The organism is Streptomyces sp. NPDC030991 (assembly GCF_055571235.1).
Window position 1 is genome coordinate 18,351 of the sequence record NZ_JBVIFR010000042.1, and the last position, 12,655, is coordinate 31,005.

Here is a 12,655-nt window from a genome sequence, read left to right on the forward strand (position 1 = left end):
GAGCCGGATCAGGACACGTGAACCAAGCCACGCCGGGGTAACCGGAAGTACACCGCGCGGCCACCGGCGGAGTGCTGGGATCCGGTCAGGTTCTCCGCCTCCGGGGCGGGCCGCGCAGTCGGCCAGAGCCACTGGTGGTCGCCTTGCAAGGTCGTGAACGCGTCCCGTTCAGGTATGCGTCTGGCATGTCCGATTCCCTGGGGGAGTGGTGGGGCGCCTGGTGTGCGCCGTTACCACCGGGGCACCCATCGGTGATCCGACCGAAGGGACACCGCGGGATGAGCAGTCGTACGTCGAACGCCACCCTGGCTCCGTACAACGATGCGACCAGCCACTACACCTCGAGCAAGCGGCGGGACCCCGTCAAGCGTCTGTGGGAGGAGCCCGTCACCCGGGAGTTACTCGCCAAGGCCTTACGGTACGTGGGGCCGTTGGAGACGACCCGCATCCTCGACGTGGGCTGCGGCGCGGGCGAGGGGGTCAACTTCCTGCTCGCGATGGAGGAGAACCAGTCCTGGCACAGCGCGGAGGGCCAGTACCGCTACCGCGGCCTCGACCTGGACGAGTCGCTGCTGGACACCGCCCGGGCGCTCCACCGCCGGCGCCCCGAAGTGAGCTTCGTCCAGGCCGACATGCGGGAGTTCATCCCCGATGAGCCCTACGACCTCTACTTCTCCAGCGGGGTGCCGTATTCGCATCTCGAACCCCGCGAGCTGAGGGACGTCCTGAGCGGTGTCTTCACCGCGGTACGGCGCAACCGCACCCGCTCCGTGGTGGTCGTGGACGTACTGGGCCGGTACTCCATCGAGTGGGCCGACCGGTGGGACCGGCAGCGCTGGGACTACACGATGAGCTTCTTCCAGGGTGGTGCGAAGGAGGGGGCACCGGCGCCCGCCGTACCGATGACGTTCTGGGACGCGTGGGGGCTGCGCAGGGTCATCGACGAGGCCTGTGCGCAGGCCGGCCAGCCCTACGAGGAGGTGTCCTTCCACGACCGTTCGATCATGGTCGGCCGGCACACACAGACCAGGGAGTTCAACCCCGACATCCCGCCCTACCGGCTGCTGATCAACCGTCTGGAGCGCGGCGACGACACGGTGGAACCCTCGGACCTGCGGTTCCCGTATCTGCCGACAGGGGCCGCACCCGATCGCGTCCTCAACTTCTTCGACGCCTTCCAGGAGCAGTGGCAGGCACTGCTGGCCACCGACTTCGGCCGCCTCCCCGAAGGGATAGCGGCCTCGATGCTGGCCTGTGGACTGCGCCGCCTCGAACACCGTATGGCCCCGGGGCTCGGCGTGGGCCATTCGCTGACAGCACTCGTCCATCTCGACGGCACGGAACCAGTCCGGAACGCGCGATGACCCGTGCGGCCGCCGCCGCGCTGATCGCCGATCTCGACGGCACGCTCGTCGACAGCGGCGCGCACTACTTGGCGACGGTGCGGACCGTCTTCGCGTCGTACGGGGTTCGCCGGGTCGAGCGGGACATCTACGCCCGCTGCACCGGGCTGAGCACCGCCGACATGCTCGTGCTGTTGCGTCGCCACTATCGCGTGAGCGCTCCCGTCGGCGCCCTCATGGAGGACATCGTCCGGGTCTACCGGGCGGGGCTGCCCGATCAGGTGCCGCTGTTCCCCGCGGCCGCCGCACTGCTGCTGCGGGCCCATGCCGCCGGGTTGCCCACCGCCGTCGCCTCGGGTTCACCCGCACGGATCGTCGCGGCGGTCCTCGAAGAGCACCGGCTGAACCACGCCGTCGACGCCCAGGTGGCCGCCGAGGACGTACGCGCGGGAAAACCCGCGCCGGACCTCTTTCTGCACGCGGCCCACTCACTGGGAGTCGCCCCCGACCAGTGCCTTGTCCTCGAGGACTCCGTGCCCGGGGTGGAGGCCGCGGCCCGGGCGGGCATGCGGTGTGTGGCCGTGCCCGATCCCGCGACGACACACGCCCCCTCCTCGTTCGCCTCGGCCGCACTCGTCCTGCCGCGGGCCGACCTCGCCCGCGCCTGGGAACTGCTCGAACGCGACACCGACACACCTACGTATGCCACGAAGACCGACACACCTACGTATGGCCGGCAGACCAACACGCCTACGTACGCCAGGAAACAGGAAACCCCACGGCTCTCGGGAGCCGTCCCCACCGGAGGTGGAAATCGGAAATGAGTACAGCACCTCGTTCGATGTCCCCCACGACAGAAACGGCAGGAACGACAGGATCGGCGGACGCGAAGGGAGGGACGGGAGCCGAAGGCGCCGCCACGGGCGCAGCCGCCAAGCCGGCCGGCGACAAGGTGACCGCGTTCAACGACAGCCTGGGACGGTTACGCCGCTCGATGCGCCGGTCGGCGTGGAACGAGGGCCCGCTGCCGCCTGCCCGGGACATGGCCTGGCAGACCTCCCTCGTCCACCGCGACCCCGACCCCGCGGTGACCCGGCTGACCGCGGCCGACTTCGGCTACCGGCGCACCTCGCCCGGGCCGGCCGCCCCCGGTGGGCCCGCGCCGGAGCAGACCGCGTACTCCGGGCCGCACCGGCTGCTGACCGACGAGGGCGTGGCCCGGTTGCGCCGCGTCTGTGAGAACCTCGCCGACCGGGCGCCGGACGACGACTACATCGTGAGCCGCCGGGTGCGCAACGTCTTCGGCGCCTCCCGCTTCGTACGTGGCATGGTCAGCGACCCCACCTTCCTGGGCCGGCTCTCCGCCATCGCGGGCCAGCCCCTCATCCCGCACCCACTGACCACGCCGGCGATCTGCGCCAACTACTTCGACACCCACGAGGTGCGCGTCGGCGACCGTACGGAACCGCAGACCGCCCGCTGGCACTACGACGGCATGACCTACGTCTTCGTGATGCAGCTGGCGGACCGGACGGAGTTCGCGAACGGCAGGCTGATGCTCTACCGCGGTACCCGGGCCGATTTCGCCCAGGACCGGGAGGCGGTCGCCGAGCAGGGCAGCAGTCACCCGAAGGTCTTCGAGCCGCCGTTGGAGCGGGCCGGGGACACCGTCTACACCTTGGGCAGTTCGCTCTGGCACGCGGTACAACCGGTGTCGTCCGGTGCGCGGCTGAGCATCATCCTCTCCTTCTTCGCCCCGATGCAGCGACACGACAGCAACCCGTTCTGGCATCTGGCCGCCGAAGACGGCATCGTCGAAGCACTCTCGGGATTCGCCAAACTCCGCAAGGCCCAGAGCGACCCCCTCGGCTACTGCGCTCGTACCGGCATCGACCTCACCCGTGTGATCACCGAAGCGGAACGGGCCACGCCACTGGTCTCCCCCCGCTGACCGTCGATCACCTCCCGCCATAGTCCCCCCACAGTTAAGGAGCCGCCCTCCCCGATGCGTTACCTCTCCTGGACCAACGGGCCGCTGCCCGCGGTCGCACTCATCGTCATGTGGAGTTCGGGATTCATCGGGGCGCGGCTGGGGACCGACACCGCGGACACACTCACCGTCCTGATGTGGCGGTTCCTCCTCGTGACCGCACTGCTGGTGCCGTGGTGGCTGCTCGTACGCCGCCGCCGGCACCACCTCACCGGCCGGGACATCGCGATCCAGGCGTTGGTGGGCCTGCTCGCGCAGAGCATCTATCTGATCAGCTCCGTCAAGGCCATCGAGTTGGGCGTTCCCACGGGGACGACCGCTCTGATCGAGTCACTGCAACCGCTGTTCGCCGGCGTCCTGGTCGGTCCGCTGCTCAAGGAACGGGTCTCCGGGCTGCAATGGGCCGGGCTCGTCCTCGGTCTCATCGGCGTGGCCATGGTCATCGGCGACGGACTGAGTCTGGTGAGTGGGCGGCCGGGATGGGTCTACGCGATCCCGTTCGTCGGCATGATCACGCTGACCGCCGCGACGCTCCTCCAGCGAGGGAAGGCCCGAACCGTCGCGCTGGCGGACTCGCTGACCATCCAGTGCTGCACCAGCACCGTCCTCTTCGTGGTCCTGGGCGTCGCCACCGGCCACGCCCGGCCGCCGCAGGACGGTGACTTCTGGCTGGCGCTGGTGTGGATGGTGGTCCTCGCGACCTTCGGCGGTTACGGCCTGTACTGGCTCAACCTCAAACACCACACGGTGACCCGGGTCAACAGCCTCATCTACCTCTGCCCGCCCACGACGGCGTTCTGGGCGTTCCTGATGTTCGGCGAGCCGATCGGCCCCCTGGCCATGGCCGGCTTCGGCGTGAGCCTGGTCGCCGTACTGCTCGTCAACAGGGCCGAAGCGCCCGGTGACGCCGCCCTTGCCCCGCCGCGGACACCGCCGGCGCACGCCTCGACCGCCTCTCCTGCCGCGGAAGCTCCACCGCGACGGCCCGGATCGGCCGCGTCGTCGCACAGCACGACTGGCGAACGGAAGTCGGGCTCCTAGGGCCCCCTGGAGTTCCCTGGGACGCAAGGACCGGCGATCTCTCCGCGTCACACGAGGTGCCGCCGTTCGCTGACAGGTACTTCCTGCTGCGATCGGTACAGCCGGCGCTACCGAGCGGCCGTCAGCAGTCGCGCGTACCGGCGGGGTTGGGCAGCAGGCCGCAGGGGAAGCCTTCGTCCCGCGGACCCCCGACCAAAGTGGAGTCCCTGTGCCGTGAGCAACCGCTCTCCGAGAGCAGGCGAAACTTCAGGGATGGAGTTGATGCATGGTGGAACGGCGCATGTCGGTTGCGACCCACTGGGGCAGTTTCATCGCGGTGGTCGATTCCGGACGGCTGGTGCGCATCGAGCCGAGGGGCGATGATCCCGCGCCGTCGCCTATCGGACCCGGGATGGTGGCAGCCGCCGACGACAGCGCTCGCGTGTTGCGGCCCGCGGTGCGCAAGGGCTGGCTGAACGGCTTGCCGCGCGTCCACGACGCGGCCAGAGGCGCGGACGCCTTCGTGGAGGTGAGCTGGGACGATGCGATCACGCTGGTCAGCGAGGAACTGCGGCGAGTGCGTTCGCAGCACGGAGACAGCGCGGTGTTCGGCGGATCCTATGGATGGGCGAGTGCGGGCGGGTTCCACAACGCGCAGGGCCAACTCCACCGTTTCCTCGCCCTGGGCGGGGGATACACCGACTCTCGCAACACCTACAGCACAGCGGCTTTGGAGGTCATCCTCCCTCATGTGATCGGCGGCCATCCGTGGAGCTACCAGTCCAGGATGCCGATGTGGGACGAGATCGCCGAGAGCTGCGAACTCGTGGTGGCGTTCGGCGGGCTGGCCCTCAAGAACAGCCAGATCAACCCGGGCGGACTGGCCAGGCACCAGACGCAGAACCTGCAGCGCCGGTGCCGTGAGGCCGGGGTGCGGTTCGTCAACGTCAGCCCCATCCGCAGCGACACCGCCGGTTTCCTCGACGCCGAGTGGCTGCCCATCGTCCCCAACACCGACACCGCCGCGATGCTCGGCATCGCCCATACGATGCTGGTCAACGGGTGGCACGATGAGGACTTCCTGCGCCGGTGCTGCGTCGGCTTCGACCGCTTCGCCTCCTACCTGGTCGGCGAGTTCGACGGCGTCCCCAAGGACGCTGCCTGGGCAGCGACGATCACGGGCATCGGCCGCGACGTGATCACCGACCTCGCCCGCCGCCTCACCACCCAGCGTTCGCTCATCATGGTCAACTACGCGGTGCAACGGGCGGACCACGGGGAACAGCCGATCTGGATGTCCGTCGTGCTGGCCGCCATGACGGGCTCGATGGGCCGGCCCGGCGGCGGCTGGGGCGCGGGTTACGCGACGATGGACGCGACCGGCGTCGCCCCGGGCCGCCCCTCGGTGGCGACAGTGCCCACGGTCCCCAACCCTGTTCCGGACTTCATCCCCGTCGCAAGGATCACCGACGCCCTGCTGCATCCGGGAAAGACGATCGACTACGACGGACAGCGCCTCACTTTGCCCGAGCTTCGCCTGGTCTACTGGTGTGGGGGCAATCCGTTCCACCACCACCAAGATCTCCACCGGTTGTCCCGTGCCTGGCAGATCCCTGACACGGTGGTGGTCCACGAAGCGTGGTGGAACACCTCGGCCAAGTTCGCGGACATCGTCCTGCCCGTCGCCACCAGCCTGGAGCGCGACGACATGGCCGCCGGATTCTCGGATCCCCACCTTGTCGCGATGCCGAAGGTCCGTGAGCCGGCGGGCGAGTCGCGCACCGATCACCAGATCTTCGCCGCGTTGGCCTCGCGGCTGGGATACGAACGGGAGTTCACCCAGTCGCGTTCCGAAATCGAATGGGTCCGGCACCTTTACGAGCAGACGAGAGGCGAGCTCGGCGACAAGGCCGGCTTGCCGGGTTTCGACGAATTCTGGCCCAACTCCACCGCTGAACTGCCGGCGTTGACCGGACCGTTTCCCGGCAGCTTCGAGGCGCTCCGCTCTGATCCGCAGAGTTTCCCCGTGCCGACGCCGTCGGGCCGGATCGAGATCTTCTCCGAGGAGATCGACTCGTTCGGCTACGACGACTGCGCCGGGCATCCGGCGTGGTACGAACCGGTGGAGTGGCTACGTGCTGACCTGGCGGACCGATTCCCGCTGCATCTGATCTCGAACCAGCCCGCCTCGCGCCTGCACAGCCAGTACGACAACGGTGGCCACAGTCTCAGTTCAAAGATCCGTGGCCGCGAGCCCGTGACGATCAACCCGTTGGACGCCGCGTCGCGCGGCATCGAGAACGGCATGGTCGTGCGCGTCTTCAACGACCGGGGTAGCTGCCTGGCGGGCGCGGTTCTGTCGGACGACGTCATGCCGGGCGTCGTGCAACTGTCCACGGGAGCATGGTGGGATCCGGTCCGGCCGGGTCTGAGCGGCTCACTGGACCGGCACGGTAATCCGAACGTTCTCACGGGGGATCGGCCGTGTTCGCGCCTGTCCCAGGGGCCGAGTGCTCTCAGTGCGCTGGTCGACGTCGAAGTGCACGGCGATCCCCTCCCTGATGTGCTCGCCTTCGCACCGCCGACCTTTGAACAATGACACGAAGACTTTCTGCTTCTTCGGGCAAGTTTTCGCTTTCGCTGTCATCGCGCGCGCAACAGACCGGCCAGGAACTGTCATTCCGCTCGGGGTTTGCGCTTGCGTAGCGGAATGACTACGTTACGTAGTCGTGACTGCACTTCAAGACCTCAAGTACGGCCAGTGGTTCAGGGGCGCCGATGTCGACGGCGACGGGTTCATCACCCAGCGGGATGTGCGGATGATGAGCGAGCGGTATCTCGCCGCCCGCAGCACCGCGCCGGACTCCCCGACCTCCCGTCTGCTCACGGAGAGGATGGACGGGTTCTGGGCGAACGTGATCGCCCCCATGGATCAGGACGGTGACGGAAAGGTCGATCTGCGAGAGATGACCGAGGGCTTCAGGCGAGTCCTGACCGACCGCGCCCTGTACCCGGAGCAGATCGGTCCGGTGAGCGACTGCTTCTTCGACCTGGTCGATCTCAACGGAGACGGCAAGATCGACCAGGCGGAGTTCCAGCAGATGTTCAACTCGGTCGCCGGCGTACCCGACGAGAACGGCGCCGCGGTCTTCGCCGCTCTGGACCAGGACGGCTCCGGCGCGTTGGACCGCGCCGAGTTCCACCAGGCGCTCACGGAGTTCTTCTACGGCAACGACCCGGACGCTCCTGCCAACCACCTGTTCGGCAGGCTCGCCGGCTGACGGCCCCGGATACGGTCCGGGACGCCGCATGCCCGCCCCTTGAACGGGCCACGCCGGAGCCGTCGGTCGCCTGCGCCGGGTCGATCAGTGGGTGTTGCCCGGGATCAGGAACAGGTGGATCGACTGGTCCTTCTCGCGGAACCGCTCGTTCTCCGCGCCCTTCTTCGCCCGGTCGGACACGATCACCACGTGGTCGGCGGAGACCCAGGAGACGCCCTCCGGATTCCCGTAGACCGTACGGCCCTTGCTGTCGGTGGGCAGGCGGTGGACCGTGCCTTCGTCGACCTGCCACTTCTTGGGGTCGATACGGCCCACCCAGAGCGCGGACGACGCCTGCGACAGGACGGCGATGTGTCCGTCGCGTACGGACAGGCCGGCGTAGTCCTCGAAGGGCAGCGACTCGGGCAGCCGGATCGTGGCCGTGTTGATCCAGCGCTTGGCGCCGCGCCGGAAGACCTGGATGCGGCCGCCGCCCGGCGTCCTGCCCTTCTTGCCGCCCGCGCACCGGTTCCCCTCGCACAGGGCGAGGAGGTATCCCGTGCCCGAGCGCTCGACCCACTCCAGGCCCTCCATGCCCTTGTTGGGGTCGGCGAGGTCGAAGTCGAGGTGTACGACGGATCCGACCGGGCGCAGCTTCGTGTCGTACTCCTGGACGCCGGCGCGGAAGCCCTTGGGCTTGATCGGCTCGGCCTCGCTCAGCGTGTAGTAGTGGTCGCGCCCCTTGTCGTGGGCGATGTCCTCGTACCCCTCGTTCGCGGCCGAACCGCCGTTCGTCCCGGGCCTGTTCGCGTTGATGACGCCGTTCTCCGGTGCCTTGGGCGACAGCTCGCTGCTGACCCGGATGAGGGAGGGCAGGTTGTCGCAGACGATCAGGAAGACCCCGTCGCGGTAGAGGACACCGCTCGCCTCCAGGCGGGTGCCGGCACCGTCGCCGATCAGGTCCTGAATTTTCGCTTCCTTGACCAGGCGGAGCTCACGCGCCTTCTCCGCCTTGGGGGAGTGCTTGGGGCCGGTCCTGGGGTCGGTTCTGGTCCCGCCGGTCTTCGCCGACTTCTTGGTCGCGCTCATGAGGGCAGTACCTCCGTCGCACCCGGGAACGTCGCGCCACTGGCTCCGTTGGGGTAGGTCTTGCGCAGCTCGGCAAGTTGCCGGCGGGCGTGGTCGTAGCGCATCCGGGTGTAGTGGAAGATCCCGTACGTGAACTGCGAACCCCGGCTCAGCTCCCACTGGCGGTACCCGGCGCGGTACACCTCGTCGTTGGTGAACTGCCGCCCAGTGAAGGGCTGTCCGTGCGGGCTCGTGGCCTCTCCGTACGCGGCGGACGAGACGAGCTGCCACAGGCCGTCGGTCCGTCCCGAGCCCTCGGAGCCGAGCAGCGCGGCGACCTGCTCGGGGCCGAACTCCGTGTCCAGGAGGTACTCGAGGTGGTCGAGGTAGTACTGGCAGAAGTCGTGGTGCCGCAGCAGGTTGGTGAAGAGCGGCAGCTGTGACACCTCGTGCGGCGCCTGGGTGATCCGGCAGTAGTCGCGGCTCATCGCGGGCCAGTCGAGCAGGTCCGTGTACTGCCACTGGGTCGAGAAGAAGTCGATGCCCGAGCTGTTGTCGTAGTCCCACGGGATGAACGTGAAGTACGGGCGGGCCATGAAGCCCGTCGGGTCACCGAGCCGGCCCGAGTTGTAGAGGTAGTAGTTCGACGGCGTCGCGAAGTAATTGTCCCAGCTGCCCAGGAGGACGTTGGCGCCCGCCCAGCGCAGGAAGGCCGGCACGTTCAGGACCCGCTCGACCGCCTCGCGGAAGGCATCGGCCTCGAACCGGTCCTCACCGCCCGCCAGTTGAACACCGTTGACGGTCCGGACGAGCGTGGCGAGATCGTCGTACGTGCTGGCGGACGGGTCGTCCTCGTTCGTCTTCAGACGGTACGTACGGTCGTCCGGCAGAGCGTCCGTGGAAGTACTGCCGGCCGCTGTCGGTGCCGTCAGGGCCGCGGTGGTGCTCCAGGGTCGCGCAGCCGACGTCACCGCAGTAGGCCTTGTAGAGGTTGCCCTCGGTGTTCTTGCCGAAGTGATCCTTCAGGAACTTCTTGTCGACCTGCTCGATGACCGAGTACAGCCCCATGTACCGGTCGTTGATCGTGAAGGTCGCATACGTGTGCTGCGCCGCCGGGATGCCCGCACGATCGAGGAGTCGCCAGGCGACGGCCTCACGCATCTGCGACGGGTCGTTGTACATCGCCTTGAGGTTGATCCGCTCCATGCCGTACAGCCGGTCCTCGCTCGTACCGACCTCGAAGTCGATCTTCCAGGAGCGCTTGGGCGCGTGTGCCGTCATGTTGCCGCTGTTGACCATGGAGAACGCCGGTGTCGCGAGCAGTGTGTCGTCCGCGGCGGCATCGCTCCTGGCCAGGGTCAGCCGGGCGCCCGCCGGCGCCTCCATGACCTCGTCGGCCGTCAGGACGCCGGACGGCCAGCCGGTGACCTCGACCTGGTACATGTCTTGAGCGAAGAACTCCGTTTTGCTCACCGCCGCGTCGAGGAGTTCGCCCATGATCCGCCCGATCGCGGTGCGCTGCCCGGCCGGGTCGAGACAGACGAGACCACCGTCCGCCAGGGCGCCCGCCGGGGTCCCCTGCTCGGCGAGCAGCACGTCGTACAACGCGCTGAACTCGGCCTTGGTCCGCAGCGCGGCGTCGGCCGGGCCCGCCGTCGCGTTGGCCCGTTCGGCGAGGCGCCGGCCTGGGCCAGGCGACAGCGCGGTCACCGCGACGCTCTGGTTCTTGAACGCGTCCCGGAATGTGCCCTTGCCCATGATCCTGTCCACGACAGCCTCCCTGGGTGAGCCTTTCTTTCTACGCCCGGCGCCCTATGACCGCCAGGCCGAGAACCGGCCGTGGGCGGTTGCTGTGCTCCCCAGCTGCCTCATGCTTGTTCGGTAGCCCCGCCGGAGCGATCTGCGCACCGACCGGTCGATTCCGTCCAGTACACCGCCGACGAACTCCGTAGCGGCGCGCAGCGGTTGGGGCTGCCGTTGAAGACCGCGGGCCCGCCCACGGCTGACGGCCGGTGACGCACACGAGGTGTGTCACCGGCCGTCGCGGGTTCGGATCAGGCGGCCACCTGCCCGCGGTTGACGCCGGTTCCCTCGAAGTCGAGCCAGTACCCGCTGCCGTCGAGGACGTTCGACGCGGCCACGGTCCACTGCCCGGCCGGGGCGTTGCGGTAGCCGTTGCAGTTGCCGGTGTTCTTCCAGCAGACCCTGACCCGGCGGGAGGTGGTCGGCTTGACGTTGATGTCGGCGCAGTTGCTGGTGGTGTAGGCGAAGCCGGTTCCGGTCGGCCAGAAGCCGACTTCGTCGGTCGTGTAGTTCTTCGCGCTTCCGTAGCAGCTCAGCGCGGCGGTGGGCGCGGCCGCGGCGGTCTCCGCCGTGGCGGTGGTCGCCAGACCGAGGCCGCCGCCGAGTACGACGGCGGTCAGGGCGAACGGGGCGACTCGTGAACGTATACGCACAGCTGATTCCCCTCGTCTACAACCGAACTCTGTGGTCAGCAGGGAAACTAACCGTCCGCACGGCGCGGGGCGTTAGCCATCGGCGACGGGCTCTTGGGAATGTGCGCCAGTCGGTATTCCCCCGGCGGCATTCCGTACACCGAGCGGAAGGCCCGGGAGAAGTCGGCCGCGCGCGGGAAGCCCCACCGTGCCCCCACCGCGTGCACGGGCACCGAGGACTGCCGGGGATCCGTCAGGGCCTGCGCGGCCCGCCCCAGCCGCAGCAGACGCACGAGCGCGGTCGCGGTGGTGCCCTCGGCACGGAAGAGGCGTTGCAGAGAGCGGACCGAGATCTGGTGCGCGGCGGCGATGGAGGCCGGCGAAAGGTTCGGGTGGCTCAGGTTGTGCCGGATGAACGAGTGGATCCGCAGGGACAGGACTCGCTCGTGCGAGTCCGCATGCGGTGCGTCCTGCTCCAAGCGGTGGGCCAGCACCGCCCCCATCAGATCGACCATGACGGTGCCGAGCCGCGCACGGTCGTGCGCACCCGTGGATCCGGCGCCGCCGGCGGCCAGCCCGCGCAGGAACTGTGCCAACAGCAGGCCGGGGCCGTGCGTGGCCTGGATGGGGGTGGCGATGAGGGTCGCGGCCTGCCGCGCGGGGACCGGCAGCAACCGTCGCGGCACGTGCGCGATGACCGACGCGGGGTGCTTCCCGTCCGGCCCGGACGACGCCGAGCGCGACTCCAAGGGCTGTGAACTGTCTGACAGAACGAGCTGACCGGGCGTGACCTCGCAGCTCCGCTCTGCCTGGGCAAGGGACTTGCGCCCGCAGGTGATCAATTCCAGTTGGTAGGTCTCCGGATCGGAGCGCCTGATCAGCGCCGCGGTCCGTGACGCGGTCTCGGTCCCGCGGCACACGGTGTTCACCCGTGCTTCCCCCAGCGAGAGCGCCGCGACACGGACATGGAACGCCGCGGTCCGCTCGGGGCGTACCCGCGTCGGCAGCGAGGACGCCACCGTGGTCTCGCTCCACCACTGAGCCTGCTCCCGTGCGGGAAGTCCGCGACTGTCGTATATCAGCTTCAAGGCCGCCCCCTTCGCCCTCGTGCCAAACGCATGTCAACGTAGGCGGAGCGGAGGCTCTTGGTCGGTTTGTCCTTGTGTTTGTCCTGATATTGCTGCCGCTGTTTTTCTGGCTCTGGTGCGCTTGGTGTGGTCGCGTACGCCGCGTGACGGTCGATCTTCTCGGATTGGCGGCTGATATAGCCCGAAAATCGCCCGCCCGGTGGGTGGTCGGAGAGCGACAGCACCTCCAGTGGAGAGCTGCCGCCCTTCTCCTGAGCCGGTCGACGTCATCGAAGGAGGCGCTTTCAGCTTGCCTGACCCTCTACCGGCCAGCACGCTTCGTGAGAGCGGGAGGCTAGGGCGTGTTTCGAAAGTCTCGCCTGCCCCGCGGCGTCTGGCACGCACGCTCGCCGCGTTGCCGGAACGCCCGCATAGCTCCGCTATGAGGGCGCCCCGGCGCCTTGCGATCGCA

General features: G+C 68.6%; 11 protein-coding genes. 6 read left to right on the forward strand and 5 right to left on the reverse strand.

All coding sequences use genetic code 11. From position 1 onward, the window contains the following. Positions 1–278 precede the first annotated feature (278 nt). The 6 genes from ACZ45E_RS38850 to ACZ45E_RS38875 all read left to right on the forward strand — a co-directional run bounded on the left by ACZ45E_RS38850 (position 279) and on the right by ACZ45E_RS38875 (position 7,634). Positions 279–1,364 carry a class I SAM-dependent methyltransferase gene (locus tag ACZ45E_RS38850; RefSeq protein WP_468230989.1) on the forward strand — a complete coding sequence of 362 codons (1,086 nt, stop codon included), beginning with the start codon at positions 279–281 and terminating at the stop codon, positions 1,362–1,364. Further along, positions 1,361–2,167 carry an HAD family hydrolase gene (locus ACZ45E_RS38855; RefSeq protein ID WP_468230992.1) on the forward strand — a complete coding sequence of 269 codons (807 nt, stop codon included), beginning with the start codon at positions 1,361–1,363 and terminating at the stop codon, positions 2,165–2,167. The genes ACZ45E_RS38850 and ACZ45E_RS38855 overlap by 4 nt, the downstream gene beginning before the upstream one ends. After that, positions 2,164–3,294 carry a hypothetical protein gene (locus ACZ45E_RS38860; protein WP_468230994.1) on the forward strand — a complete coding sequence of 377 codons (1,131 nt, stop codon included), beginning with the start codon at positions 2,164–2,166 and terminating at the stop codon, positions 3,292–3,294. The genes ACZ45E_RS38855 and ACZ45E_RS38860 overlap by 4 nt, the downstream gene beginning before the upstream one ends. A 54-nt stretch (positions 3,295–3,348) precedes the next feature. Then, on the forward strand, positions 3,349–4,374 hold the full coding sequence (locus ACZ45E_RS38865; protein WP_468230996.1) for a DMT family transporter: 1,026 nt from the start codon (positions 3,349–3,351) through the stop codon (positions 4,372–4,374). 265 nt (positions 4,375–4,639) lie between these two features. Next, positions 4,640–6,952, forward strand: a complete 2,313-nt coding sequence (locus ACZ45E_RS38870) for a molybdopterin-dependent oxidoreductase (protein ID WP_468230999.1) — start codon at positions 4,640–4,642, stop codon at positions 6,950–6,952. A gap of 130 nt (positions 6,953–7,082) precedes the next feature. Next, positions 7,083–7,634 (forward strand): EF-hand domain-containing protein, encoded by a 552-nt coding sequence (locus tag ACZ45E_RS38875; RefSeq protein WP_468231002.1) that lies wholly within the window; start codon positions 7,083–7,085, stop codon positions 7,632–7,634. Positions 7,635–7,718: 84 nt separating this feature from the next. Here the strand turns inward: ACZ45E_RS38875 and ACZ45E_RS38880 are convergent, their stop codons facing one another. From ACZ45E_RS38880 to ACZ45E_RS38900, 5 genes are all read right to left on the reverse strand, one after another. Further along, positions 7,719–8,702, reverse strand: a complete 984-nt coding sequence (locus ACZ45E_RS38880; protein ID WP_468231005.1) for a hypothetical protein — start codon at positions 8,700–8,702, stop codon at positions 7,719–7,721. Then, positions 8,699–9,571, reverse strand: a complete 873-nt coding sequence (locus ACZ45E_RS38885; protein ID WP_468231025.1) for a CotH kinase family protein — start codon at positions 9,569–9,571, stop codon at positions 8,699–8,701. Before ACZ45E_RS38885 ends, ACZ45E_RS38880 begins: the two co-directional genes overlap by 4 nt. Then, complete coding sequence (locus tag ACZ45E_RS38890) at positions 9,453–10,451, reverse strand: CotH kinase family protein (RefSeq protein WP_468231007.1); 999 nt, start codon at positions 10,449–10,451, stop codon at positions 9,453–9,455. Before ACZ45E_RS38890 ends, ACZ45E_RS38885 begins: the two co-directional genes overlap by 119 nt. Before the next feature lie 284 nt (positions 10,452–10,735). Continuing rightward, positions 10,736–11,137 carry a hypothetical protein gene (locus tag ACZ45E_RS38895; RefSeq protein ID WP_468231010.1) on the reverse strand — a complete coding sequence of 134 codons (402 nt, stop codon included), beginning with the start codon at positions 11,135–11,137 and terminating at the stop codon, positions 10,736–10,738. A gap of 47 nt (positions 11,138–11,184) precedes the next feature. Next, entirely contained in the window at positions 11,185–12,204 is a 1,020-nt protein-coding gene (locus ACZ45E_RS38900; protein ID WP_468231013.1) for a helix-turn-helix domain-containing protein, read from the reverse strand. Positions 12,205–12,655: the final 451 nt, after the last annotated feature.

Coding starts and splice junctions, on each gene's coding strand:
- ACZ45E_RS38850 (WP_468230989.1), top strand. CDS start 279: ATGAGCAGTCGTACGTCGAACGCCACCCTGGCTCCGTACAACGATGCG.
- ACZ45E_RS38865 (WP_468230996.1), top strand. CDS start 3,349: ATGCGTTACCTCTCCTGGACCAACGGGCCGCTGCCCGCGGTCGCACTC.
- ACZ45E_RS38860 (WP_468230994.1), top strand. CDS start 2,164: ATGAGTACAGCACCTCGTTCGATGTCCCCCACGACAGAAACGGCAGGA.
- ACZ45E_RS38870 (WP_468230999.1), top strand. CDS start 4,640: ATGGTGGAACGGCGCATGTCGGTTGCGACCCACTGGGGCAGTTTCATC.
- ACZ45E_RS38855 (WP_468230992.1), top strand. CDS start 1,361: ATGACCCGTGCGGCCGCCGCCGCGCTGATCGCCGATCTCGACGGCACG.
- ACZ45E_RS38880 (WP_468231005.1), bottom strand. CDS start 8,702: ATGAGCGCGACCAAGAAGTCGGCGAAGACCGGCGGGACCAGAACCGAC.